The organism is Anabaena subtropica FACHB-260 (genome assembly GCF_014697105.1).
GTDB classification, from domain to species: domain Bacteria; phylum Cyanobacteriota; class Cyanobacteriia; order Cyanobacteriales; family Nostocaceae; genus Trichormus; species Trichormus subtropicus.
Genome location: NZ_JACJRF010000054.1, coordinates 1 through 24772 on the forward strand (window position 1 = coordinate 1; position 24772 = coordinate 24772).

Here is a 24772-nt window from a genome sequence, read left to right on the forward strand (position 1 = left end):
ATTGCTGCCAAAATCGCCTCTCACACACTACGCAAATTGCTTCGCCGCCTTTTTGGTATTGATGTTCTCACCTTCCAGTCTCATTCTCTTTAATTCACATTAGACGTATAATTCGTAATTCGTAAACTTGTAATAATTTAAAGGTAGGGTATGTTAAGCCATAGGTGGTTGAGCCGCAGAGATTTGTTGTTTGACCCAAGCGCGAAAAGCACTCTTTGCTGCAAGTTGACCTATTTTTTTGCTTTCTTGTATGAATAGGGGAATCTCTTGTATCAAAACTGGCATAAAAGTAGGACTAAACTCAACTTCTACGTACTCATTACCTGAAAGACTATAAATTTTTAAGAAAGTCCCGTTGTATCTCCAAAACTCAGGGATACCCATTGAGGCATAAAGAGATAACTTGTCTATTTTAGGTCGAGAATAATCTACCTCTAGTACTAGGTCTGGTGGTGGGTCTTGAGCTAAATTAATAGTTTCTCTATCCCTAACTAAAAATTCATTTTGAATGTAATAACTACTATCTGGCTCTCCGCCTTTTTCTAAATCGTCTCTTGTTAAGGTAAGGGAGCCTATACTTTTGACTTCTAAGCCAAATTCTTCACACAGCACGAGAATAAAGCCTTCAATCAGGCGATTGGAGTTCTCATGCGGCATTAGTGGAGTCATGATTTCTACTACTCCCTTGTCATAGGCAAGTCGGGAGTTTCGTTCATTTCCCATATCTGCCAGCATTGCTTTGAACGTCTGCCAACTAATGTTTTTCAGCAAAGTTCTTGTTTCTGCGAGTTGTGTTGTTGTCAACATAGCAATTAACCTTTGGGGAAGATACAAATCTCACACCAAAGAGCAGTTCACCTTTAGGCATTTTTGCAGAGTGGCGCAGAGAGGATGAGAGGTTTGAAATTTTAGTACATCAATTTTATATAGCTTGGAGAGTTACTGCTAATTTATCAGCAATTCCTGCTATCCAATTTTCATCTTGTTTAGTGTAACTTCTAGGGGCATTTGCTCCTAAAATTAACACTCCTTGATTGCCAATTGGTTGACAAATTACACCTTGAGTATTATCTGGTAAATAATCAAATTCAATCCGTCCTGGGTAGACATTTGAAGCTACTAAATAAACAGGCTGTTGTTTTTCCAAAACTCGTTTAACAATTGCTCCTGGTATGACTTCTCCCTTGGGGGACAGAATACCGCGACGTAACAAAACTTTGCCTTGATAGTAAACCACTAGCGATCGCGTTACTGTATTAGTCAATAACAAATGGGATGCCCAGGCTAGTTCTGTTTTCACGGCTTCTGGTAAATCTGCTGCTAAGACAAAACCCTCTTCACCAATGAGTTCTACAGAATCAGGCGATCGCGGCTGCACCTGCTGCCAAATTAAACCCGTTAAAATGAGAACAGCGCTCAAAATTACTCCCAGCACATCACCACGCGCTTGAGAGTTGGTCAGTTCCGATGTCAATAAACGGTTAACCAGCAAAAGTATAGCGCCTAACCCACCTACTACTAAGGGCAAGCGCCGTAAAACTCGATTGGGATCAGATTTGGTCATTAGTCATTAATCATTAGTCAACAGTGATTATCTCCCTACTCCCTATTCCTCTCCTGGTTCAATTATGCGTTGAAACAAATAGCCAGTACCTCTTGCTGTGAGGATTAGTTCTGGGTTACTGGGGTCATCTTCTAATTTTGCCCGTAAGCGGGATATATGCACATCTACCACGCGAGTATCTACATGGCGTTCTGGAGTATAACCCCAGACTTCTTGTAAAATTTCTGAACGGGAAAAAGCTTCTCCAGAGCGACTGACTAACAACTCTAGTAAACTAAATTCCATACCTGTCAAGCGGATACGCTCATCACCTTTGTAGACTTGGCGCTTGTTGGTATCAATTTTGATGTTACCAACGTGAATCACCCCAGAACTGGGGATACCAGAAGCACCGGTTTTATCTACCCGTCGCAAGACTGAGCGAATCCGCGCTTCTAGTTCTTTGGGCGAGAATGGTTTAACTACGTAGTCATCAGCACCCAACTCCAAACCCGTGATGCGATCGGCAACGTCCCCCAAGGCTGTTAGCATAATAATGGGAACGTCTGATTCTTTACGTAATTCTTGGCAAACACCGTAACCATCTAGCTTTGGCATCATCACATCCAAAACCACTAAATCGGGTTCAGCTTTGCGAAATGTTTCCAAAGCTTCTTCGCCATCCCCTGCTGTCACTACATCGTAGCCAATCATCGAAAGGCGCGTTTCTAAAATCCGGCGAATGCTAGCTTCGTCGTCTACTACCAGGATTTTTTCTTTATGACTTTCCAAGTTGCTCAACGCTCCTTAACTAAAATTTCTCATGATTAATTTTTAATACCATAATATTAAGATATCATTCCCACAAATGATTTGGAAAATGCTCTAACTCTTGCTATCAATTGAATTTTCAATTTGAGCAACACTTAAGGAAAAATTAAAATATTTAATATTAATTAAGATTTAAGAATGGCAAAGCCTAAAACCTTTTATATTTGTAACGAATGTGGGGCAGAATCTCCCCAATGGTTTGGTAAGTGTCCAGCTTGCGGTACTTACAATTCTTTAGAAGAACAGATTACTATTCAGTCCTCCGTAGATGTTCCTAAGGGAGGAGTCAGTGGTTGGCACGCATCTCAGAATAATGGCAAAGCAGCAAAGCCGGCAAAACCACGAGCTTCTTTAACATTTGACCAAATTACCGATCGCCAAATCGCCCGTTGGGAGTCTGGCTATGGAGAACTGGATCGGGTGCTTGGTGGTGGTGTGGTTCCAGGTTCTATGGTTTTGATTGGTGGCGATCCCGGTATTGGTAAATCTACTCTATTGCTACAAGTCTCCAATCAATTGGCGCAGAGATATCGAATTCTCTATGTAACTGGCGAAGAATCAGGACAACAGGTAAAGTTAAGAGCTTCTCGCTTAGGTGTAGCAAAAACTCTAAGTGTTGTGGGAGAAGAGCAGGGAGAAGAGCAGGGAGAAGAGTTAGAACCAACACATCAAGTATCAATAGCTGAAGGTGCAGGCGCAGACTTATATGTTTTGCCAGAAACAGATTTAGAAGAGATATTACGAGAAGTTGATTCACTCAAGCCTAATGTAGCTGTAATTGACAGTATTCAAACCGTGTTTTTCCCAGCACTTACCTCTGCACCTGGTTCAGTTGCACAGGTGAGAGAATGTACAGCCGCCTTGATGAAAGTGGCAAAACATGAAGATATAACCATGTTAATTGTGGGTCACGTCACCAAAGAAGGCGCGATCGCCGGGCCGAAAGTTTTAGAACACTTAGTAGATACAGTACTCTATTTTGAAGGCGATCGCTTTGCCTCCCATAGATTATTACGCACAGTTAAAAACCGCTTTGGTGCAACCCACGAAATCGGTATCTTTGAAATGGTAGCAAATGGACTCCGGGAAGTACCTAACCCCAGTGAGTTATTTTTAGGCAACCGTGATGATCCCGCACCAGGTACAGCAATTGTTGTTGCTTGCGAAGGTACACGTCCTATTGTTGTGGAATTACAAGCCTTAGTCAGTCCCACCAGCTACCCTTCTCCCCGGCGTGCTGGCACGGGTATAGATTATAACCGCTTAGTCCAGATTCTCGCCGTCTTAGAAAAGCGTGTAGGGATTCCCATGTCCAAATTAGATTCCTACGTCGCCTCGGCCGGAGGATTGAACGTAGAAGAACCAGCCGTAGATTTAGGTATCGCCATTGCCATAGTTGCCAGTTTCCGCGATCGCATTGTTGATCCCGGTACAGTCTTGATTGGCGAAGTCGGCTTGGGTGGACAAGTGAGATCGGTTTCCCAGATGGAACTCCGGTTAAAAGAAGCAGCCAAACTGGGATTTAAGCGAGCGATCGTTCCCAAAGGTCAAAAATTTCCCGACTTCGACATTGAAATTTTACCAGTTGCCAAAGTCATAGATGCAATTATTGCCGCCATCCCCCATCAGGAATTGACAGACGAAGATTTAGATCCAGACGACGACGAATAGAAACAGGTTACAGACACTGGAAGAAATAGTTTTCCTCCCCCTACATCCCTAAAACCTTACACCCATGACAGCGATCGCCACCCCAAACTACCAAATCACGTGGGAAAAACTCCCCGATGATTACAAGCTACCAGACGAACCAGTAGACAACATCAACCAACCAACCTTAGCCGCAGCATTAACCGAAAGTTTACAAATAGCCGGAAAAATCCCAAAAAATACCCTAACAACAACAAATTACGGCATTTGTGCCACCCTTAACGGCAAAGTGGTTGTTAAAGCACCTGATTGGGCATATATTCCCAGTATCAGCGTTAATAGAGCAGAAGTAACACGCAGTTACACCCCCCAATGACAGGGTGAAATTCCCGTGATTGTCATGGAATTTATTTCCGATACAGAGGGTACAGAATACTCAGTCAAACCAACCCATCCACCAGGAAAATGGTTTTTTTACGAGCGCATCCTCAAAGTTCCCAACTATATTATCTTTGAACCAGATAGCGGTAGATTCGAGATGTATCGCTTAGATAACACAGAACGGTACACATTACAAGAGCCAAACAACAATCAGCTGTACTGGATATCGGAAATGAATCTTTACCTTGGCGTATGGGAAGGTATGTGTGAAAATCACACAGGAAACTGGTTGCGGTGGTGGGATGAACAAGGAAACCTACTACTTTGGGGTTTCGAGTTAGCCGAAAAAGAAAGACAACGCGCCGAACAGGAACATCAACGGGCTGAACGACTAGCAGCACAACTACGCGCCGCCGGAATTGAGCCGCAAGATTAGACATTTCGCCAACAATTTAAAAATTGCGATCGCCTCTGCTGGTGTCATAATTTCATGGCGATTGAATATATTGCTATTGTAAGCTTCATCCCTAGCACCTTAAATCTTCCTGCCGACAAGAGTAAGTTTTGCCTATGCCAGAATAGAATGCCAGTAAAACTACGGTTTGACATATGGTGTGGAATCCAGGGAAGCAGTTATTTGGCGATCGCTACAGAATCGAGAGAAAATTGGGTGAAGGTGGCATTGGGATCACTTACCTAGCGAAAAATAAACAGGGTCAACCGCGTGTAATTAAAACCTTGCGTGAAGAAATACTCAATAATCCTACTTGGATACCGCATCAAAGTAGACTCAAGCAAGATTTCAAAGAAGAAGCATTACGCCTAGCCTTATGTCGCCATCCCCACATTGTAGAAGTAGAAAATGTTTTTGATGATGCTGACTTACCCTGCATGGCGGCGACGCAGCTAGTTTGGTAATCACAGCGTCACAATAGCAAATAAGACTTGCAAACATTAAAACCAACATGAAAGCATACGAATTTCCAGCAAACGTCACCACTGAAGGCAAAGTAGAATTACCGAATACTGTTTTACAAAAGTTAGCAACTAACCAGCAGGTAAAAGTAATTATTCTCGTCAATGAACCCACAGAAGAAGAACAAGAAGAAGCAGTTTGGCATCGTCTTGCAGCCGATCAATTATTGAAAGGTTACAGCGAAGATGATGCTATCTACGACACGATTTAAGCAGTGCAAAATTATCAATCTGGCTCAGTCATTTTACTCAAACTGCTTTTGATGTTGAAATTATCGAATGGCAGCAAGCAGGCTTAATGCGTCCGTCGGTAGTGAGATTGCATAGGAAACTCAACATTTGGAGATAATAAAAGCAGCAACATCAAAGTTTAGCTGACATGACTACCTTCCCTAGATACATTCCCCAATCAGATCCGCCGCTTCCTCCGTGGGAAACTCTACCAACAATGTATGATTTACCTAGCGACAACCCAGAGGAGCCAGGCTTGCCAGACGATTTCCACTTTTTACAGCCCTTACTTTTATACTTAACCTTTCAACCCATTAACTGGAATCCTGAATTAGTTTACAGTGCGGCTGACCTGAATCTTTATTACGATCTTGATCATCCACTATGGTACAAACGCCCTGATTGGTTTGGCGTTGTGGGAGTACAAAAACTCTACAAAGGCGAAGATTTGCGTTTAAGTTATGTTACTTGGCAAGAACCAGCAAATCCTTTTGTAGTAGTAGAATTATTATCTCCAGGTACAGAAGAGGAAGATTTAGGCATTACTCAAAAACCAACAGCTAAACCTCCAAGCAAATGGGAAGTTTACGAGCGAATTTTGCGAATCCCTTACTATATTGTGTTTAGCCGCTACACCAATGAACTAAGAGCCTTTCAGTTAGTAGGCGGTCATTATGAAGCGATAAATTTAACTGAGGGACGCATACTCATACCAGAGTTGGGTTTAAGTTTGGGTGTGTGGCAAGGAGGGTTTCGAGATATCAACAGGTTGTGGCTACGTTGGTTCACCTTAGCAGGGGAATTAATTTCTGAGCCTACAGAAGAAGTTGTTGCAGCTACGGAAAGAGCAATGATTGCTGAACAGGAAGCTACTGATGCTAAACAAGAAGCTGAACAGGCAAAAGCAAAAGCAGCACAGTTAGCAGAACGTCTGCGACAACTAGGAGTGAATCCTGATGAGCTAGTGTAAATTATGCTTACCAGATAAACCTGTAGATAGAATTGCGATCGCCTAAAAATTGTCACAATAATGACTGCGATCGTGAATTTAGGACAATTAATTCTATGGGCTTTGGTATTGGTGATTTATTCTGGATTTTTCTGCTACTTTCTACCCTGCAACCCCTCTGGCAAAAACGCCAAGTAGAATATCGACGTATCCGGGCTTTACAAGAATTCCAGCAGGAACGTAAAAGCCGTGTAATTTTATTGATACATCGTCAAGAGTCTATCAGTTTATTGGGTATTCCCATCTCACGCTACATCACCATTGAAGACTCTGAACAAATACTCCGGGCAATTCGCCTCACACCCCCAGATGTACCCATCGACTTGATTCTACACACACCGGGGGGTTTAGTATTAGCTACCGAACAAATTGCTAGAGCATTAATTCGTCACACTGCCAAAGTGACTGTATTTGTACCTCACTATGCCATGAGTGGCGGCACAATGCTTGCCCTCGCCTCAGATGAAATTGTCATGGATGCCAACGCTGTCTTAGGACCCGTTGATCCCCAACTAGGTAATTTCCCCGCCGCCAGCATTCTTAAAGTAGTCAAAGATAAGCCCATTGGTGACATTGATGACCAGACTTTAATCATGGCAGACCTAGCAGGTAAGGCTATTCAGCAAGTACAGCGCTTTGTGCGAACTTTGCTCAAAGATAATATCCCCAAACAAAAAGTTCAGCCTGAAAATATCGAATCTATTATCGAAGCCTTAACTACCGGACGCGTTACCCATGATTATCCCATCACCGTTGAAGAAGCAACAGAAATGGGGCTGCCCATAACTGTCGGACTGCCCCGTTCTATTTACGAACTAATGGATTTATACCCCCAACCCCAAGGAGGAAGACCAAGCGTTCAGTATATTCCCATGCCTTACGATGACCGTCGTCCTATTTTACCTATACCAAAAGGCAGACCCTTAGAAGAACCAAATCAAAAAATTATATAAAAGTCATAAATCCCTATGACTCTGCGTCTCTGTGCCTCTGTGGTTAAATAAATTATCTTTTACCACAGAGACACGAAGCACACAGACTCAAACCTGAAGTAAAAAGCTAAGGGCGAAAGGCTGGATAAGAGATATTTTTATCACATTGTTGTGTGATTTAAGGTGATGTGGTGGGTGTCGGCGATGTGGTGGGTGTCGGTGATGTGGTGGGTGTTGGCGATGTGGTGGGTGTCGGTGATGTGGTGGGTGTTGGTGATGTTGTCGGTGTCGGCGATGTTGTCGGTGTTGGCGATGTTGTCGGTGTTGGTGATGTTGTCGGTGTTGGTGATGTTGTCGGCTTGCTGATAGCTTTCTTTGCTTCTTCGTTTAGCTTCTGACGGAGTGCTAAATTAGCAATTCCAGTTTCTTCTAGCTGATGCTTTTTCTGAAATTCTCTAATAGCTGCTTCAGTTTTGGAGTCGTAAAATTGATCACGGGGCAAAGGCGGATTTGGCTTCAATACTACATTTAAGTTTGCTTGTAATATTTGAATAATGTTAGCAGCGAAATCTTGGGTCTTTGGTCCTGCGATCCCATCAACTGGAGTAATTTTGTAACCCTTTTGAAATTCACTTATGGCTTGTTTCGTTTCCGCATCAGTGAGAGGTTCGTTAGTTACCTTTACGTTATAGCCTAAACCACGTAACACAGAACGGAATTCCTGTGGCGTATAATTACGTTGACGAGCTGCAAAAGTTGTATTTGAAATTACTAAACTAGCACTAATTAAGCAGGTCGTAGCAATGATCACACTCGATGTTCTCAATCCACACCACATAAGTAAAACTCCCTTAATTAAAACAGCAAAATGATAAAGGTGAACAAGTGCAACATTCTACGTTACTTTGCAGTTTTTGACTTAATTTTTCATAATTTTTGATGAATGGTAGTACTTTTTTAGTTAAATATAACTAACATATAAAAAAATATTTTTGTCCTCTGTCTCCAGAAATAATTTGTCTAAATTATAATTTAGACGTGTAAAAATCAGTATTGAAAATTCGTATAGTTTAAAACTAAAAATGGCTAAACCACAATCTATAAAAAAGCAGAATTTATACTTTGAAAGATTGATGGCAACTATTGCCACACTCAACCTCTGCTTAGTTTTATTTGACTTGAGTTACTTGCCGTGGCGAAATTTTTACTTACTGAGACTACCACAAATTACTCAGACTTATGACCCTATTAAAGGTATTGAACCGCACAGAGAAACACAAAACTATTTAAATCAAGTCAAAAAGTTAGAAGAACAAATCAGTCAGACTGGTTTATTGTCACCAGAAGTGAAAACTCAACTGGAAGAGCTTAGTCGTCTTAGCAGCGAGATGATTGAAGGGAATCCATTTGCAGCCGTTGGTAAAAGTGGGACGTTAGAAAGAATCAAAAATCGAATGCGCGATCGCACCAGTAATGACTCAGCCAAACATTCCTTTACAACCTTTTGGAGTCAGCCTTACTTATCTCAAAGAGGCTGGCTCCAAGAAATTAATTTTTTTAACCGGAGCATCGCCCCTTTAATTGCTACGAATTATTACCGTCAAATCGGTGAAAATGGTGAATTTATCGATAATTTCTGGTGGATAGATTTACCATTTGTCCTCTTATTTGGCATAGAATTACTAGCTCGTGTTATTTACATCAAAAGCCGCCATTCGGGGTTCAATTGGTTAAATGCCATTTTGTGGCGCTGGTATGATTTATTCCTGTTAATTCCCTTCTGGCGATGGTTGCGGATAATACCTGTAACGATCCGGTTAGACCAAGCCCATATCTTGAATTTACAACCAATTAATAAACAAATCCATCAACTAGTTTTAGCCGATTTTGCCGAAGAACTGACAGAAATTGTTGTCATCCGAGTAATTAACCAAATGCAGGGATCAATTAAAAGAGGCGAAATTACAAGTTGGCTACTACAAAATGATAAATTGCGTCCCTACATAGATATTAATAATATTAATGAAATAGAAGCGATCGCAGGTCTTCTAGTCCAGACTGTTGTTTATCAAGTACTGCCGAAAATCCAACCAGAACTCATTGCCTTGTTGCGGCATAATATCGACAGCGCCTTCCAACAAGTCCCCATCTACAAAAATCTACAAGCCTTACCCGGAATTGGACAAGTCCAAACCCAAATCAGCGAACAACTAGCAAGCCAAATCACCACAAATCTCTACAATGTCTTAGTCAGCGCCATTAAAGATCCCGTCGGAGCGCAACTCTCCAGCCAACTCGCTCAAAGCTTCAGCCAAGCCTTAGGCACCGAAATACAACAAAAGCACGTACTTTCCGAAATCCAGAGCTTACTGGTTGATTTCCTAGAAGAAGTCAAACTCAACTATGTCCAACGCTTATCCCAAGAAGACATCGACCAAATTCTTGAGCAAACTAGACAAATTAAAACACAAACATCCATCCAGCCATTGGTAGAAAAACTTTCCCCCCTTGTAAAAGTCAAGGAATAGATAGAGACGAGGGGAAGCAGATGGAGACCAATAACCAATGACTATTGACTAGTAAAGAAATGCGCTACACTCAAAAGAGGGCGAACCATCATCGGTTCGTCACAAAACTTCTTGGAAGATATACCTATCGCAGGAAGTGGGTTGTTGCCCACTTTTTTTATTGTATTTGCACATGACTCATCCTCTAGTCCCACCAATTACAGATTTGGCAATACCAGTGGCAGAACAACTGGGATTGGAAGTCGTTGACATTGTTTTTCACACCAACCAACGACCACCAGTACTGCGGGTAGATATCCGCAATCCTCAACAGGATACTGGTCTAGACGATTGCGAGCGCATGAGCCGTGCTTTAGAAGCTGCTTTAGATGCAACGGAAATTATTCCAGATGCCTATGTCTTGGAAGTTTCAAGTCCTGGTATTTCGCGGCAACTGGTGACTGACAGGGAATTTACTTCTTTTAAAGGGTTTCCTGTAATTGTTTCCACTTCCCCACCCCACGAAGGACAACAAGAGTGGATTGGTCAGTTGATTCGCCGGGATGAGACAAAAATTTACATAAATCAAAAAGGTCGCGTCATTGAAATTCCTCGCTCCCAAATTACTAAAGTGCAGCTAAATGAGTGCCGATAAAAGAGGAGTGAGGGACTAGGGACTAGGGACTAGGGATTAGAAGCTAAAGGCTAGGGGCAAGAGGCAGAGACAGGGGCAAAGGGACAAAGGAAAAACATTCCTAATTCTCAGTCCCTCATGCCCCATATCTATTGTTCTATACCAATTTCCAGTTCCTAGTACCCCATTTATAAAGGAGATTGCTTATGTCAATGGTTAGTTTACCAGGATTAAAAGATTTAATAGAAAGTATTAGTCGTGAGCGCAATTTGCCCCGATTAGCCGTTCAAGCAGCTATTAGAGAAGCACTACTTAAAGGTTATGAACGTTATCGTCGCGCTCAAAATATAGAGCGCAAGCAGTTTGATGAAGATTATTTTGATAATTTTGAAGTCGAACTAGATATTGATGAAGAAGGATTTCGCGTTCTTTCCACAAAATCTATTGTCGAAGAAGTTAATAATTCTGACCATCAAATCTCCTTAGATGAAGTACAACAAGTAGCGCCAGAAGCCCAATTGGGGGACTCAGTAGTACTAGATGTCACCCCAGACCAAGGAGAATTTGGGCGCATGGCTGCCATGCAAACCAAACAAGTACTAGCTCAAAAACTGCGGGATCAACAGCGCCAGATGGTGCAAGAAGAGTTCCAAGATTTAGAAGGAACAGTTTTGCAAGCCAGAGTGTTACGGTTTGAGCGCCAATCAGTAATTTTGGCAGTTAGCAGCACCTTTGGACAACCAGAAGTAGAAGCCGAATTACCCAAGCGGGAACAATTGCCCAACGATAATTACAGGGCAAATGCCACATTTAAAGTTTATCTAAAAAAAGTTTCCCAAGGTCAGCAACGAGGGCCACAGTTATTAGTGTCACGTGCTGATGCAGGTTTAGTAGTCTATCTATTTGCCAACGAAGTACCAGAAATTGAAGATGAAGTAGTGCGGATTGTCGCCGTAGCGAGGGAGGCTAACCCCCCTTCCCGTTATGTCGGGCCGAGGACTAAAATAGCAGTAGACACCCTTGATCGTGATGTAGACCCTGTAGGCGCTTGTATTGGTGCTAGAGGCTCACGGATTCAAGTAGTAGTCAACGAATTACGTGGCGAAAAAATTGACGTGATTCGTTGGTCTCCAGACCCAGCAACATACATAGCTAATGCCCTAAGTCCGGCGCGAGTAGATGAAGTGCGGCTCATGGATCCGGAAACTCGACAAACTCATGTGTTAGTAGCGGAAGATCAGCTGAGTTTGGCTATCGGTAAAGAAGGACAAAATGTGCGCTTGGCAGCCCGGTTGACTGGTTGGAAAATAGATATTAAAGACAAAGCCAAGTATGACCAAGCCGCCGAAGATGCCAAATTTGTAGCGGCTCGGGCAAAATATCAACTAGAGGAAGATGACATCGACTCAGAGGAGCTAGACTATGAAGAAAATCAAGAGGAGGAATTAGAAGACGAATCTTTTGACACCAGCGATGAAGAGTAATTTAGTAGCCTTAAGAATTTCTGGTAAGATAGACTTCAGTATTAGTCTTAATTATTACTAAAAATCAGGCAACTTAACGATGAATCTGAGTTGGTAAGTCCAACTTGATTATTACCATCAAGAGTTCTGTTAAAGTTACAGAAGACCGATGCAACCTAATTATCGACGTTGTATTAGTTGCCGCAAAGTAGGACTAAAACCAGACTTTTGGCGGATTGTCCGTGTCTTTCCTTCGGGGAAGGTACAATTAAATGAGGGCATGGGGCGTTCAGCCTATATTTGTCCACAGATGAGTTGCCTACAAGCGGCTCAGAAAAAAAATCGACTAGGGCGATCGCTACAAGCATCGGTGCCAGACACACTGTACCAAACATTGTGGCAAAATCTAGCCCAAAACGATCCCCAAAATCCAAAATAGGCTAAAAACATTCATGGTGGTAATCCCTAGAGGAATAGTGGTAACAGCGAAAATATTTGAGCTATAGCCATACCCTCTACAATTATTGGGGTTAGTGTCAAAATAGAAAATGGGTGTAGTTAGCAAGCGGCTCTGCCAAAATCAAGAGGAGCGAAGAATTACTCCCAAAAAATTTCACTCAATTGTGTTGTGGAAGGCGCAGAAACAGCAAAACAAAAACCGACAAAATGGCAACCTGGTAGCGCTCAGGCGCAGTTCGGCATCAACGGACATCATGAAAATGTTTTATTTAATTAAGAAATTTTTATGGGCGTTCGCTAACCATCGATATTTGGTGGAAATGCCAACATTAAACCGAAACATCTCTCTTTCCTGATTGGAGGCACCGGCAAAATCACCAAGGGCAACCTAAAACAGTAATCAAAGGATGGAGATGTCGCACTCCCAGGCAACCATCCGCAAAAAAACTGTAAATTAAAGGGGAAGAGTGGATGAACAACGGCAAAGTTAGAATCTATGAATTATCAAAGGAATTGAATTTGGATAATAAAGAGCTATTAGCAATTTGCGACCAGCTCAACATTGCGGTCAAAAGCCATAGCAGTACAATTTCAGAATCTGAGGCAGAAAGTATCCGGGCAGCTGCGGAAAAACTTGCAGCTACAAATGGAACATCTAAAAAAGAATTAAACACAACCAGTCATAGACCAAATTCAGCACCAGCTGGCTCGCGCAACCGACCTGCGCCACCTCAAAAACAACAACAAATTTTGGAAATTCGTAAACCCAAAATATTGAGAAACAATACCTCCAACGCTCCAGAAGCGTCAATTGCTAATAACCAGATTGCTTCTTCTGAAGCTAATTCTGCTGCACCTCCACGGCCTTTCGCTACACCAGTCTCGCCCATGAAGCCGACGGCACCATCTCGACCTGTACCACGGAATCTATCTGAGACCCAGCAAAAACCTGCTGCACCAGAAACAGAGCCAGAAGCTCAATCAGAAGCTCCAGAGAGAATCGCGGCAGAGAAGCCAGAAAAAACTGCTCAACCCAGACCCGGCAAGCCGGAGAGACAACCAAAACCCCAATTGGTAGCACCTCCCAGCAGACCTTTGTCAGAAAAGCCCGATCTAGCTGAAGTAGCAACAGGTGGGACATCAGAAAGACCAATTCTCAAACGCGATCGCCCACGGCAAGAAGAAGAACGCGACCAGGCTAAACCAAGAGTCGCCAGAGTTTCACAGGGAGAAACATCACAAGCTCCTGTACAAAAACAGGCACGTCCTGCTCAAGGGCCCGTCAAACCAGAGCAACGGGTCAATAGACCAGGCGCACCATCAGGTGACGGCATCCGTCCCCAAAGACCAGTCCGCCCGTCAGCAGATGTTGCAACACCTGTAGCTACCCCACCAAGAGGAGTTCCAGGTGGTGGTAGAGGAGAGGCAGGAGATACGGCAGCGATCGCACCAGACCTCCTCGATTTGAAACGCCCCACACCACCTCGATTAGCCAAAGGTGGTAAAAAGTGGCAGGAAGAAGAAATCATTGATGAAATCAAAGAAAAGGCTGGCAAAGCAGGCGTTAAAGGCAAGCGCGTCAAGCCATTGGTGGACGATGATTTTGAAGATGAAGATTTACTAGATGAAGAGGGGTTAGAAATACCCGCAACCGTCCAAGTCAGTCTTTCCATCGCCCGTCCTCCCAAGCCCAAAGCAGCTCGATCTGCTCAGACAGCAACCGCAGCTCCAATTAGTGGACCAACTACCCGTGGTAAGAGGTCGTCTAATAGCCACAACCGTGACCAGAACCGCCGCCAAGAAACAGAAGTCAAACGCGATCGCCCGGAAAAAGTTGTCATAACTGGCCCCATGACAGTGCAAGAGTTAGCTGAAGCTTTGGTTGTTGCCGATACAGAGATTGTGAAAATCCTGTTCATGAAAGGCATGGCGGTGAGTATTACCCAAAATCTGGATATTCCGACAATCACTTTGGTAGGCAAAGAGCTAGAAGTAGAAGTCGAAACCGCCGAACCAGAAGCTGAAGCCCGTAAAGTTACTGAAATGATTGAAATCGGCGACTTGGAGCATCTCCTGCGTCGTCCGCCAGTAGTGACAATTATGGGTCACGTAGACCACGGTAAAACCACCCTCCTCGACTCGATTCGCAAAACCAAAGTCGCAGCAGGTGAAGCTGGTGGTATTACCCAACACATCGGTGCTTACCACGTCGATATCGAGCATGAGGGTAAACCACAGCAAATCGTCTTCTTGGATACTCCTGGTCACGAAGCCTTTACAGCAATGCGGGCAAGAGGCGCAAGGGTGACAGATATAGCTGTCTTAGTCGTAGCTGCCGATGACGGTGTTCGTCCCCAGACAGTGGAAGCAATTAGCCACGCTCAAGCCGCCGGAGTGCCAATTGTTGTTGCCATCAACAAGATTGATAAAGAAGGCGCACAACCAGACAGAGTGAAACAAGAACTCACTCAGTATGGCTTGACCCCAGAAGAATGGGGTGGTGAAACAATCATGGTTCCCGTGAGTGCCATTAAGGGTGAAAACCTGGATACTCTCCTAGAGATGATTCTCTTGGTCGCAGAAGTAGGCGAACTTTCTGCCAACCCAGACCGGAGTGCCAGAGGAACTGTCATTGAAGCCCACCTGGATAAAGCCAAGGGCGCAGTTGCTACCTTGCTGATTCAAAACGGTACACTCCACGTAGGAGATATGCTAGTTGCTGGTTCAGCATTTGGTAAAGTCCGGGCAATGGTTGACGATCGCGGCAAACGAGTTGATATAGCCGGTCCTTCATTTGCCGTTGAGGTACTGGGTTTAAGTGATGTACCCGCAGCAGGTGATGAATTCGAGGTCTTTAATAACGAAAAAGAAGCCAGAGCGCTGGCCTCAGACCGCGCCGACAAGCAACGTCTATCTCGTCTACTACAAGGACGCGTCACCCTGACAACCTTATCTGCTCAAGCTCAAGAAGGGGAGTTGAAAGAACTCAACTTAATCTTGAAAGGCGATGTACAAGGTTCTGTAGAAGCCATTGTGGGATCACTCAAACAAATCCCGCAAAACGAAGTTCAGATTCGGATGTTGTTAGCTACGGCTGGCGAAATCACCCAAACAGATATTGACCTAGCCGCAGCCAGTGGAGCTGTAATTATCGGCTTCAGCACAACCTACGCCAGTGGAGCCAGACAAGCTGCTGATGAAGCAGGTGTAGATGTGCGGGAATACAACATCATCTACAAATTGATCGAAGATATCCAAGGCGCTTTGGAAGGTCTGTTAGAACCAGAGTTGGTAGAAGAACCCCTGGGTCAAACCGAAGTCCGCGCTGTCTTCCCAGTTGGTCGTGGTGCTGTTGCTGGTTGTTACGTCCAATCTGGCAAACTAGTCCGCAACTGCAAAGTGCGGGTACGTCGTGGCGGTAAAGTGATCTACGAAGGCGTGCTTGACTCCCTCAAACGGATGAAAGACGACGCGCGTGAGGTCAACGCCGGTTATGAATGTGGTATTGGTGTAGATAAGTTCCATGATTGGGTTGAAGGTGACATCATCGAATCCTATCAAATGGTGACAAAACGCCGTACCCTGGCATTAACAAGATAGTGCTGAGTCACGAGTGCTGAGTCGTGAGTAAAGTTACGAGTAGAGAGTTGAACACAGTTCTTATACTGTGACAACTCACAACTCACAACTTGATAATCAACACTCAGCACTCAAAACTCAAAACGCAGGACTCTGATATGCGCTCATTTCGCTCTGAACCGATATTGTGGATTCACATTGCTGGATTGGCAACACTACCAATTTTCTTGCTACTGTGTTTGTTGTTCCTTTCTGTGGGTGAGCCACTTTTGCCAGTCTGGATAGAACTTTTGTTAGTCGCAGCAGCTGGTTTAATACCGCTTCTGTGGATGCAGTTACGCCGCCCTTTTTATATATTTGCTATTTTGGGAATTGCACTCAAGCCGGAAAATCTGACTGAGCAGCAAAGAAAAATCCTCTGTTTAATTAATACTAAGTTAAATCGTGTACTGGCACTGTTGTCAGCAATCCTATCTATATTCGTATTGTGGCAGCTATATCAAGCTGCTCCTTTAGTTGTCAATATCACAAGTCATTTGCCCCAATGGCGCATCCTGGGGTTAATACTGGCAGCTTTAACCTTTTTGGCAAGTAATTTGTTTCTGCAAATTCCCGTGAGTGTAGCGCGAGTTTTAGTGACAAATGACACAGAATTTGCAGCGATAGAACCATTACCTTTAGAGAAGATTAACCAGGATTTCACAATTTTAGGGGTGCGGGTGAATAAAATCTTGCCCCAGTTGCCTGTTGACGTTAAAACTGAGGAATAAGGAACTATGGCTAAGATTCCAGCTACCAGTAATTATCAATTTTCTCGTGATCCTGATATTTGGAGCAATCTCCAATATGCGATCGCTGCTAGTTCTGGTTTCCAGCGTTGGCAACTAGAAAGTAATATACACCTTAAAGAACTACGTTTAGAACAGCAAGTACAGCGTTATTTGCGGGAAACTTTAGAAACCTTGGCTTATTAAAAACCTAATAAATTTTCTAACCTAGCTTGTAGGCTGCTAAGTTGACGGTAAGCATTCCCCAAACGCTCTCCGTCAACTTCTACATCTGGGGTAGGATAATTTTGAAGTATTTCTATTAAGGTTACTTGTTCATCGCCACTAGCAGAAAGTACCAAAGCTGAACGCAACGCCTGTCTATCAGCCCTGCGCGATGGTGTGTGGATGACTTGACTTAGCTCATCAAGAATAATATTACCAACAGGACTGTTTAAAACTCGATCTAAAAGTATGGGGCTGACTTTGACTGGTGTTGTTAAATATTGACGAACTACTTTAGGATCTTGTCGAGCCAGAGCTAAATTAATCCGTAATGAACTTGAGAGTTCACCCGTTTGGGTAAAGGTTGACAACTCGTCTACAGCAATAGTCTCACGAAAGATGTTGTATTTTAGTGTCACTCTTTGGGCAGCTAAGACCGAGTTGCTAACAAGTAAAATGCAGCCAGTAACTATTAATGTTAAGGCACGACGCAGCCATACTAACTGGTAGTGCCTTGTTTTTATTTTCATAAGTTCACCTATCCCCAGTGTATGAATTGATTTTTAAGCGCCAAGGGACACAGAGGTTTAAAACCAGTTTTATATTTAGTTTTGACAATAGTAGTAATGTCAAATTTATACTTGCATCTTAAGCAGACCAAGATTCTCTAAAGTCAGCATACAGAGTGAGTCCACCGTCTATAAACAAAGTTTGTCCAGTAATGTATGCTGCTTCATCCGATGCTAAAAATGCTACTGCTGCTGCCATTTCCTCGGAAGTACCAGCACGTCCCATAGGAATGTGACTTTCTACAACAGCTTTCTTTTCCGGGTCATCAGTCCAAGCTTCATTGATGGGTGTAATTGTCGCACCAGGAGCGACAGCATTAACACGAATACCCCGGTGAGCATATTCCAAAGCCAAAGTTTTGGTCATATTTTCCATACCACCTTTGCTAATGGAATAGCTGACATAACTCGGTCGGGGAATGATTTCGTGGACACTGGAGATATTAATAATTACCCCTGTACGATTTTGATTCAGCAGGTGTTTAATAGTTTCACGGGCGCACAAGTAAGAACCCCGCAGGTTAACTCCAATTACTCGATCAAAGTCTTCTGCTGTGATTTCGTGGGATGGACATTCAGTTTGAATCCCGGCGTTGTTGATGAGAATATCGAGACTACCAAACTTCTCAATTACAGTGTTGACCATCTCTATCACATCTGATTCCTTAGAGACATCACCCTGTACTAGTAAAGACTTAACACCGCAGTTTTCTACATTTTTACAGGCCTTTTGCAAAGCCATTTCCTCAGTTTCCTCTGCACCTGAGGGACTTTTGCGGTAATTAATAGCTATATTACAACCTTCTTGAGCAAGACGAATAGCGATCGCCTGCCCAATACCAGAACTAGCACCAGTGATCAGAGTGTTTTTACCTTTTAACCCGTTCATAATAGTCTGGGAATGCCTACATTGTTAGGGTTACAAGCAAATGTGACTGGAAAGTGACGAATCTCTGATAAGGCGCTGATGAGAAATATTCAGCAAAAATCTACTAATTTTGTACAACTTCCTGAACTTGCTCAATAGTTAAATCCAAAGCACCTGCTATCTGTTCTACACTTAACCCCAAGGCCAGCAAACGGGGAATAACCTCTAACTTTGCTTGTAACTTACCTTCTTGTCTACCTTCTTGTCTACCTTCTTGTCTACCTTCTTCTAGTCCATCTTCTTTAATAGACTGATACATCCTAGTTTTTTTGAATTCATCATCTATACCCAACATAGCTGCTACCTCCTCTCGGCTTAAGTTGGTAAATTTGTACAACAAGATAGTTTCTATTAATTCTACAATTTGTTTCTTGTTTGCTTCATCGGTCAGTTCTTGCCTTGCCTGTATAATCAGTTGTCTACCTTGGTCAATAGCTACTGCTTCACTGGCAATAATTAGTTGCACGATCGCTAATTGCAGAGAGTTTTCGTTAGCTGCGCCTAATTCTTCTAAATAAATGCGTTGTATTTGGGAACTATCCAAAATCAAACGATAAGGCTGTTGATCATCCGGTTCGATAATGCGTTGAGGATAAAGGACAACAGCACGCCAAAAGTTAACAGATGGGTTTTGACGGAGATAAAGAAAGATTTCGGCAAAGAAGCGTCTATAAAATTTAGGATCTAGTTGAAACTGAACTTCAACAAAATATAGGGGTTCTTCTGCGGTTTCATGAACAGGTTTAAATACCCCATCAATGCGAAAAGCCGTTTCCTTCAGTTCCACTGAGACAAACTCATAAGTACTGGGATTAATATCTGTTTCCCCAATGATGGCAAAAAATATGCTGGGGAACGCTTGAAACAAGCTGTAGAATATTTTATCTGTTTGCACCTGGATATAATTGCTAATTTCGTTCTTACAACTCCATCATTCCATTTCTAAACACGAAACTTCAAGTTTTAAACTGGAGCGATCGCCTTTACAACTCCACCATTCCACCTCAAAACACGAAACTTCGAGTAAAAAGGGTGAGCGATCGCCTTCACAACCCCACCATTCCACCTCAGAACACAAAACTTCGAGTAAAAAGGGTGAGCGATCGCCTTCACAACCCCATCATTCCACCCCAGAACACGAAACTTCGAGTAAAAAGGGTGAGCGATCGCCTCCAAAACCCCACGATTTCACCTCATAACAAAAACATCCTCACGTAAAACAAGAATGTTCTCATTTAGAACAAGAACATTCTCATTTGAAATAGGAATGTTCTTATTTGAAACATGAAACTTTGAGTTCAGAACATGAAACTTTGATTTCAAAGGTTAATTGATGAGGTTGGGAACGTGAATTTTACTGTTGTGAGTTGAGAAAATCGCGTAAAATTGCTAAATTTTTACGACAAGTAACAGTATTAGGATGATTCTCTCCTAACCGTCGCTCCAAAATATCTAAAGCTTGGAGATACAAAATTTCAGCTTTGTTGTAACTTCCTTGGGATTTGTAGAGATATGCCAAATTGTTGATGCTGGTGGCGACTGAGGGGTGATTGTTTCCCAGCAGGTGTTTTCTCAGGTCTAAGGCTTGGAGAAACAAAGGTTCAGCTTCGTCGTAACGTCCTTGGGATTCGTAGAGAGATGCCAAGTTGTTGAGGCTGGTGGCGATATCGGGATGATTATCTCCCAGCAGGCGTTTACTCAATTCTAAAGCTTGGAGAAACAAAGGTTCAGCTTGGTCGTAGCGTCCTTGGGATTTGTAGAGAGATGCCAAGTTGTTGAGGCTGGTGGCGATATCGGGATGATTGTCTCCCAGTAGGCGTTTACTCAATTCTAAAGCTTGGAGAAACAAAGGTTCAGCTTGGTCGTAGCGTCCTTGGGAATTGTAGAGAGATGCCAAGTTGTTGAGGCTGGTGGCGACTGAGGGATGATTGTCTCCCAGCAGGCGTTTACTCAGTTCTAAAGCTTGGAGAAACAAAGGTTCGGCTTGGTCATAGCTTCCTTGGGAATAGTAGAGTCCAGCCAAGTTATTGAGGCTGGTAGCTAAGTCTTTCTCTAAACCTAACTGTTGTTGTAGTTCCACAGCCTTACTTAAATACTCAATTCCTAATTCCTGCTCTTGTTTATAATCCTGACATTCACCACGATTGAGTCTTTTTCTATAAATATCCCCTAAGGTAAAGTACAAAGTCGCTAAAGTCGCATCTTTAATTCCTCTGTGTTCAATATCTTGAATAAACCTTTGCAAATCTTCTATAGGTAATAAATAATCATTATCATCATCAAAGCTTGAAAACTCATTATCACTGAACACAAAACGAATCGGTTCTAATTCTCTACCAGAAATAGTGTTTTTCCTTCTAGACACAAACCGAAAAACACCATTGCGCCAACTCCAAAAATCAGGCGCTTTCTTCAGCAAATCACCTAATATTTGATTAGTCACCCAGAGAACTATAGCAAAAGGAAATTCCCTTAACGCCTCCCTCGTCCACTGTAAATAACCGAAAAAAATCTCTTGTTCTGAACGCTCATTCTCCAGCTTGAGAAAATAAAGCTGTTCTGCTCCAGTCACAGTAATTACTGCTGGATGATGTTGACGCAAATACTCTTCATTTCTTACCAATTGAGAAATAGCAGCCGTCAAACTCGGTTCACCCCTTGCCAATTTCACGCGATAGCAACGGATTTCTGGCTGTAATTCTGCTTCATACTGACCAATAATCTCATCCCGAAAACTAGCATCATCACAAACGGCAATTAGCAAATTTAACCGATGTGCTTTAGCTTCAATAGAAACCATTAAATCATCATAAGCATCTCGATTTTCTGCATCTGCTAACAAGTCTTCATTCACCATTAATTAACCCCCTGCGTCTCAGAGTTTCTACAAGAATGGGGTGAATATCATACCAAGTTTCATCATTACGATATTCCAAAATATACAACCCATGCAGTAATTCTAAAAATTCCTGCTGCTGTACATCTTCAGGCTCGAATTGCTCATAAGTAGTTTTCAAAATTTCAAAATCGTCCCTTCCCAAACGCAGAGAAAGGTCATTACGAATTTGCTTAATGGCTTCTTCTATAATTTGGTCATTAATAACAATTTTTTCTCCTGGTTTCTGCCTGATAAGTCGCAAACAAATGCGACAACACACATTACCCAAACGAATCAATTCACGCAGAACTCCACCACTGTAAACAACAATCTTTTCTGCTGCTGACTTGTCTATTAATTCACTAGAAATGCGTTTTTGTAAGATTTCACATAAAATATTTTTTGCTTCACTTCGAGGCTGGGCATCGGGCAAACGATTGTTACCCTTAGCAAAAATCTTGATAACAGGCATAACCACAGTTTGGTAATTAGTTTCTGCACCAATAAGCGGCCAGAGAAAAGTGTCACACATTACCGAAATAGGGATAGTATAAATAATCCGAAAATTAGGTTGAAACAGAGCTTTAATATTATCTCGATAAATATCATTAACTCTTCCTAAATCTAGTTTATCTAAATCATCAATGATGACTATAACTTCTTGTTTAGTAGCAAACTGAATCAATGCAGCAATTTCATTAATTCGGGCAACTAAATCTGATATTTTCCGTTCAAATTCCTGTGTAATTTCCTCTCTAACTTTTGCATCAGCCTTTAATTGAGCTTTCAGAAAACTGAGCAAATCAAAACCCAACTCCAGCCCAGCCCCTAACTCTACCTCAGTAGTTCGAGTGCGAGTTGCAAACCACCCATAGAGTTGATCTTTAGTAGTTTTAGGAATTTGTACTTTGCGTGCCTCTGCCTCATACATTAGATTAAGAGCGATCGCAAAGAGAATATTGACATGATTAACAGCCGACATTTCAATAGTGTCAGCAATAGAAAATAAAACTACAAAAAAGTTATCCTGAACTTGTCTACTAAATTCAGCTAATAAAGAAGACTTTCCACACCCTCGATGTCCAGTAAATACAAACTTGCCATCACCATTAGGGCTATCTTCAACTAATTGCCGCAAATCTGCTATTAAATCATCACCATAATCTACCCGAAACTGCTCCATTAATTTCTCTCCCATCAATGGAAACAATTCAAGATTGCTATAAGCTTCCTGAAAAGATTTTAATAATTCTTTAGACATAAACTATGGCAACATAATATTTTTCATACTTATTTATATCATCACCCATCCTCGCAAAAATAGAACTATTCTCTGCGAAACTCTGCGCCAACCTCCGCGCCACTTTGCGTTTAAAAAACATTACCCCTCTCCGCCGCCGGAAAGGGGTTAAAGATGAGACATGAAAATTCTCACAAGCTGACACTTCAGCACTCAGCTTAATAAGCGTCCTGCAACTCGTAGAAATCAGGCGAAATGTAATCCTTCCGCAAAGGCCAACCCACCCAATCTTCCGGCATCAAAATCCGCTTCAAATTGGGGTGTCCTTCGTAGATAATGCCGAACATATCGTAAGATTCGCGTTCTTGCCAGTCTGCGGTTTTCCAAATCCAGTACACCGAAGGAACTACCGGATTTTCTCGTGGTAAAAACACCTTCACCCTGATTTCTTCAGGCTTATCAGCATTGTCACTCACTTTCACCAAGTGATACACGCTAACCAAATCCTGTCCTGGCCCAAGGTCAACACCACCTTGAAACTGGAGATAATTAAACCCGTAAGCATACAGGGCTGTAGCGATGGGAAGCAAGAAATCTGCCTCCACTTTAATTATCTCTACACCGTTCTTGTCGGCTGCCAAAGATTCATGAGCAAAGCCATTTTCCGTTAGCCACTGCGAAGTAGCACCAGACGGAACTATAGCCTCTTCTGCTGCTGGTACTGGTTGTAATTCTTCATCAGCCACGTTTTTGTTCCTCCTTCTGGGTTTGTGATGTCAGCAGTGCTGGGGGAACAGGAAGACCGATCGCTTCTGCCAATTCTTTTGGTGGGTTGAAGCGAGTCTCAGACTGCATATACTTACCAGTTAAGATGTTTGCTACTGGTTTCAAGTTATGAGTTGTGCTGTAAAAACGGTGAGTTTGTCTAATCCGACTCCGTTCCTGCATAGAATCGTCAGCAATCTTCTTCCGCAACTTAATAATTGCATCGATAATCGCTTCAGGACGGGGAGGACAACCGGGTAAGTAGACATCCACAGGAATTAACTTATCAACTCCCCGCACAGCTGTAGGCGAATCAACGCTAAACATCCCGCCTGTGATTGTGCAAGCACCCATCGCAATTACATACTTAGGTTCAGGCATTTGTTCATAAAGACGCACCAATTGAGGAGCCATCTTCATGGTGATTGTGCCGGCTGTGATAATCAAATCAGCTTGACGGGGACTAGAACGGGGAATTAGTCCGAAGCGATCAAAGTCAAAGCGGGAACCAATTAGTGCCGCAAACTCAATAAAGCAGCAAGCTGTACCAAACAACAACGGCCACAGACTCGAAAGCCTAGCCCAGTTATAGAGGTCATCAACCGTAGTTAAAATCACATTTTCCGACAGGTCTTGAGTGATTGTAGGACGCTCAATGGGGTTGATGATTCGCTCTTTGTCCTGGGTGGTTAAATCAGAATTCAAGACCATTCCAAAGCTCCTTTACGCCATGCGTAAACTAGGGCGACTACAAGAATTGCAATAAAAATCAGCGCCTCAATGAAGGCCAATAGCCCCAGACGGTGAAAAGCAACTGCCCAAGGATATAAGAACACAGTTTCCACGTCAAAGACGACAAAAACCAGAGCAAACATATAGTAGCGGATATTGAACTGAATCCAGGCTCCCCCAATTGGTTCCATCCCAGATTCATAGGTGGTGCGGCGTTCCAGGCTGTTACCAGTTGGTCGTAGAAGCTTGGACGCAGAAAGCGCTAAGGCAGGAACTAGGCTACAGATAATGAGAAAGCCTAGAAGGTACTCGTAACCGCTAAGGACAAACACAATGAATATCTACCGCTTATAGTGTAAATAAGGCTGTTACTTTCTTTTACATTATATCTTCTTAGCTTTTCTGAAATCTGCGCAACAAACGCATTTCAGGTATTTGATTCGTTTTTATGAGTGATAGAAAAGTCTAACAGAT

24 protein-coding genes and 3 pseudogenes are annotated in these 24772 nt (G+C 42.7%); 15 read left to right on the forward strand and 12 right to left on the reverse strand.

The genetic code is table 11. From position 1 onward, the window contains the following. Positions 1-93 (forward strand): annotated as a pseudogene (locus H6G18_RS25370) (IS982 family transposase); the annotation flags it as partial. Between the two features lie 60 nt (positions 94-153). On the opposite strand, the gene H6G18_RS21590 reads toward H6G18_RS25370, so the two are convergent. From H6G18_RS21590 to rpaB, 3 genes are all read right to left on the reverse strand, one after another. Then, positions 154-807, reverse strand: a complete 654-nt coding sequence (locus H6G18_RS21590; RefSeq protein ID WP_190409152.1) for a Uma2 family endonuclease — start codon at positions 805-807, stop codon at positions 154-156. A gap of 115 nt (positions 808-922) precedes the next feature. After that, a complete protein-coding gene (locus tag H6G18_RS21595; RefSeq protein WP_190409153.1) occupies positions 923-1564 on the reverse strand; it encodes a cofactor assembly of complex C subunit B in 642 nt (213 codons plus the stop codon). A 42-nt stretch (positions 1565-1606) separates the two neighbouring features. Continuing rightward, a complete protein-coding gene (gene rpaB / locus H6G18_RS21600) occupies positions 1607-2335 on the reverse strand; it encodes a response regulator transcription factor RpaB (RefSeq protein ID WP_190409154.1) in 729 nt (242 codons plus the stop codon). Between the two features lie 177 nt (positions 2336-2512). Here rpaB and radA point away from each other — a divergent pair, with 177 nt between their 5' ends. The 6 genes and pseudogenes from radA (at position 2513) to H6G18_RS21630 (ending at position 7573) form a co-directional block, all read left to right on the forward strand. Further along, the gene (gene radA, locus H6G18_RS21605; RefSeq protein WP_190409155.1) at positions 2513-4045 is read left to right on the forward strand and encodes a DNA repair protein RadA; all 1533 of its coding nucleotides are present in this window, start codon (positions 2513-2515) and stop codon (positions 4043-4045) included. A gap of 64 nt (positions 4046-4109) precedes the next feature. Continuing rightward, a pseudogene (locus tag H6G18_RS21610) lies at positions 4110-4841 on the forward strand (Uma2 family endonuclease). Positions 4842-5014: 173 nt separating this feature from the next. After that, positions 5015-5299 (forward strand): annotated as a pseudogene (locus H6G18_RS21615) (serine/threonine protein kinase); the annotation flags it as partial. A 71-nt stretch (positions 5300-5370) separates the two neighbouring features. Then, complete coding sequence (locus tag H6G18_RS21620; RefSeq protein ID WP_190409156.1) at positions 5371-5592, forward strand: hypothetical protein; 222 nt, start codon at positions 5371-5373, stop codon at positions 5590-5592. A gap of 167 nt (positions 5593-5759) precedes the next feature. Further along, positions 5760-6581, forward strand: a complete 822-nt coding sequence (locus tag H6G18_RS21625) for a Uma2 family endonuclease (RefSeq protein WP_190409157.1) — start codon at positions 5760-5762, stop codon at positions 6579-6581. Between the two features lie 95 nt (positions 6582-6676). After that, the gene (locus tag H6G18_RS21630) at positions 6677-7573 is read left to right on the forward strand and encodes an SDH family Clp fold serine proteinase (RefSeq protein ID WP_190409158.1); all 897 of its coding nucleotides are present in this window, start codon (positions 6677-6679) and stop codon (positions 7571-7573) included. 157 nt (positions 7574-7730) lie between these two features. On the opposite strand, the gene H6G18_RS21635 is transcribed toward H6G18_RS21630, so the two are convergent. Further along, positions 7731-8390: a peptidoglycan-binding domain-containing protein gene (locus tag H6G18_RS21635; RefSeq protein ID WP_190409159.1), complete on the reverse strand. Its 660-nt coding sequence runs from the start codon at positions 8388-8390 to the stop codon at positions 7731-7733. Between the two features lie 244 nt (positions 8391-8634). On the opposite strand from H6G18_RS21635, the gene H6G18_RS21640 reads away from it, so the two are divergent. The 7 genes from H6G18_RS21640 (at position 8635) to H6G18_RS21670 (ending at position 17168) form a co-directional block, all read left to right on the forward strand. Further along, positions 8635-10080 (forward strand): hypothetical protein, encoded by a 1446-nt coding sequence (locus H6G18_RS21640; protein WP_190409160.1) that lies wholly within the window; start codon positions 8635-8637, stop codon positions 10078-10080. A 172-nt stretch (positions 10081-10252) separates the two neighbouring features. Then, the gene (gene rimP / locus H6G18_RS21645; RefSeq protein ID WP_190409161.1) at positions 10253-10714 is read left to right on the forward strand and encodes a ribosome maturation factor RimP; all 462 of its coding nucleotides are present in this window, start codon (positions 10253-10255) and stop codon (positions 10712-10714) included. Positions 10715-10899: 185 nt separating this feature from the next. Next, positions 10900-12177, forward strand: coding sequence for a transcription termination factor NusA (gene nusA, locus H6G18_RS21650; RefSeq protein ID WP_190409162.1), 1278 nt, complete (start codon positions 10900-10902; stop codon positions 12175-12177). 148 nt (positions 12178-12325) lie between these two features. Next, on the forward strand, positions 12326-12595 hold the full coding sequence (locus H6G18_RS21655; RefSeq protein WP_190409163.1) for a YlxR family protein: 270 nt from the start codon (positions 12326-12328) through the stop codon (positions 12593-12595). 491 nt (positions 12596-13086) lie between these two features. Next, the gene (gene infB, locus H6G18_RS21660) at positions 13087-16215 is read left to right on the forward strand and encodes a translation initiation factor IF-2 (RefSeq protein WP_190409164.1); all 3129 of its coding nucleotides are present in this window, start codon (positions 13087-13089) and stop codon (positions 16213-16215) included. A gap of 137 nt (positions 16216-16352) precedes the next feature. Then, positions 16353-16964 (forward strand): low-complexity tail membrane protein, encoded by a 612-nt coding sequence (locus H6G18_RS21665; protein WP_190409165.1) that lies wholly within the window; start codon positions 16353-16355, stop codon positions 16962-16964. Positions 16965-16970: 6 nt separating this feature from the next. Continuing rightward, positions 16971-17168, forward strand: coding sequence for a hypothetical protein (locus tag H6G18_RS21670; RefSeq protein WP_190409166.1), 198 nt, complete (start codon positions 16971-16973; stop codon positions 17166-17168). Here H6G18_RS21670 and H6G18_RS21675 read toward each other — a convergent pair. The 3 genes from H6G18_RS21675 to H6G18_RS21685 form a co-directional block, all read right to left on the reverse strand. Beyond that, the gene (locus tag H6G18_RS21675) at positions 17165-17716 is read right to left on the reverse strand and encodes an alpha/beta hydrolase (RefSeq protein WP_190409167.1); all 552 of its coding nucleotides are present in this window, start codon (positions 17714-17716) and stop codon (positions 17165-17167) included. The two genes, H6G18_RS21670 and H6G18_RS21675, sit on opposite strands and share 4 nt — an antisense overlap. A 118-nt stretch (positions 17717-17834) precedes the next feature. After that, entirely contained in the window at positions 17835-18644 is an 810-nt protein-coding gene (locus H6G18_RS21680) for an SDR family oxidoreductase (RefSeq protein WP_190409168.1), read from the reverse strand. A 103-nt stretch (positions 18645-18747) separates the two neighbouring features. Continuing rightward, positions 18748-19578 carry an Rpn family recombination-promoting nuclease/putative transposase gene (locus H6G18_RS21685; protein ID WP_190409169.1) on the reverse strand — a complete coding sequence of 277 codons (831 nt, stop codon included), beginning with the start codon at positions 19576-19578 and terminating at the stop codon, positions 18748-18750. A 10-nt stretch (positions 19579-19588) separates the two neighbouring features. On the opposite strand from H6G18_RS21685, the gene H6G18_RS21690 reads away from it, so the two are divergent. Continuing rightward, positions 19589-19882 (forward strand): hypothetical protein, encoded by a 294-nt coding sequence (locus H6G18_RS21690; RefSeq protein WP_190409170.1) that lies wholly within the window; start codon positions 19589-19591, stop codon positions 19880-19882. Between the two features lie 155 nt (positions 19883-20037). Here H6G18_RS21690 and H6G18_RS21695 read toward each other — a convergent pair whose 3' ends face one another. The 5 genes from H6G18_RS21695 to ndhC form a co-directional block, all read right to left on the reverse strand. Continuing rightward, entirely contained in the window at positions 20038-21540 is a 1503-nt protein-coding gene (locus H6G18_RS21695; RefSeq protein WP_190409171.1) for a tetratricopeptide repeat protein, read from the reverse strand. Next, complete coding sequence (locus H6G18_RS21700) at positions 21530-22822, reverse strand: ATP-binding protein (protein ID WP_190409172.1); 1293 nt, start codon at positions 22820-22822, stop codon at positions 21530-21532. The genes H6G18_RS21695 and H6G18_RS21700 overlap by 11 nt, the downstream gene beginning before the upstream one ends. Before the next feature lie 197 nt (positions 22823-23019). Continuing rightward, on the reverse strand, positions 23020-23547 hold the full coding sequence (locus H6G18_RS21705) for an NAD(P)H-quinone oxidoreductase subunit J (RefSeq protein WP_190409173.1): 528 nt from the start codon (positions 23545-23547) through the stop codon (positions 23020-23022). Next, on the reverse strand, positions 23540-24277 hold the full coding sequence (locus H6G18_RS21710; protein WP_190409174.1) for an NADH dehydrogenase subunit K: 738 nt from the start codon (positions 24275-24277) through the stop codon (positions 23540-23542). The genes H6G18_RS21705 and H6G18_RS21710 overlap by 8 nt, the downstream gene beginning before the upstream one ends. Continuing rightward, positions 24268-24630: a photosynthetic/respiratory NAD(P)H-quinone oxidoreductase subunit C gene (gene ndhC / locus H6G18_RS21715; RefSeq protein WP_010997983.1), complete on the reverse strand. Its 363-nt coding sequence runs from the start codon at positions 24628-24630 to the stop codon at positions 24268-24270. Before ndhC ends, H6G18_RS21710 begins: the two co-directional genes overlap by 10 nt. Between the last annotated feature and the right edge of the window lie 142 nt (positions 24631-24772).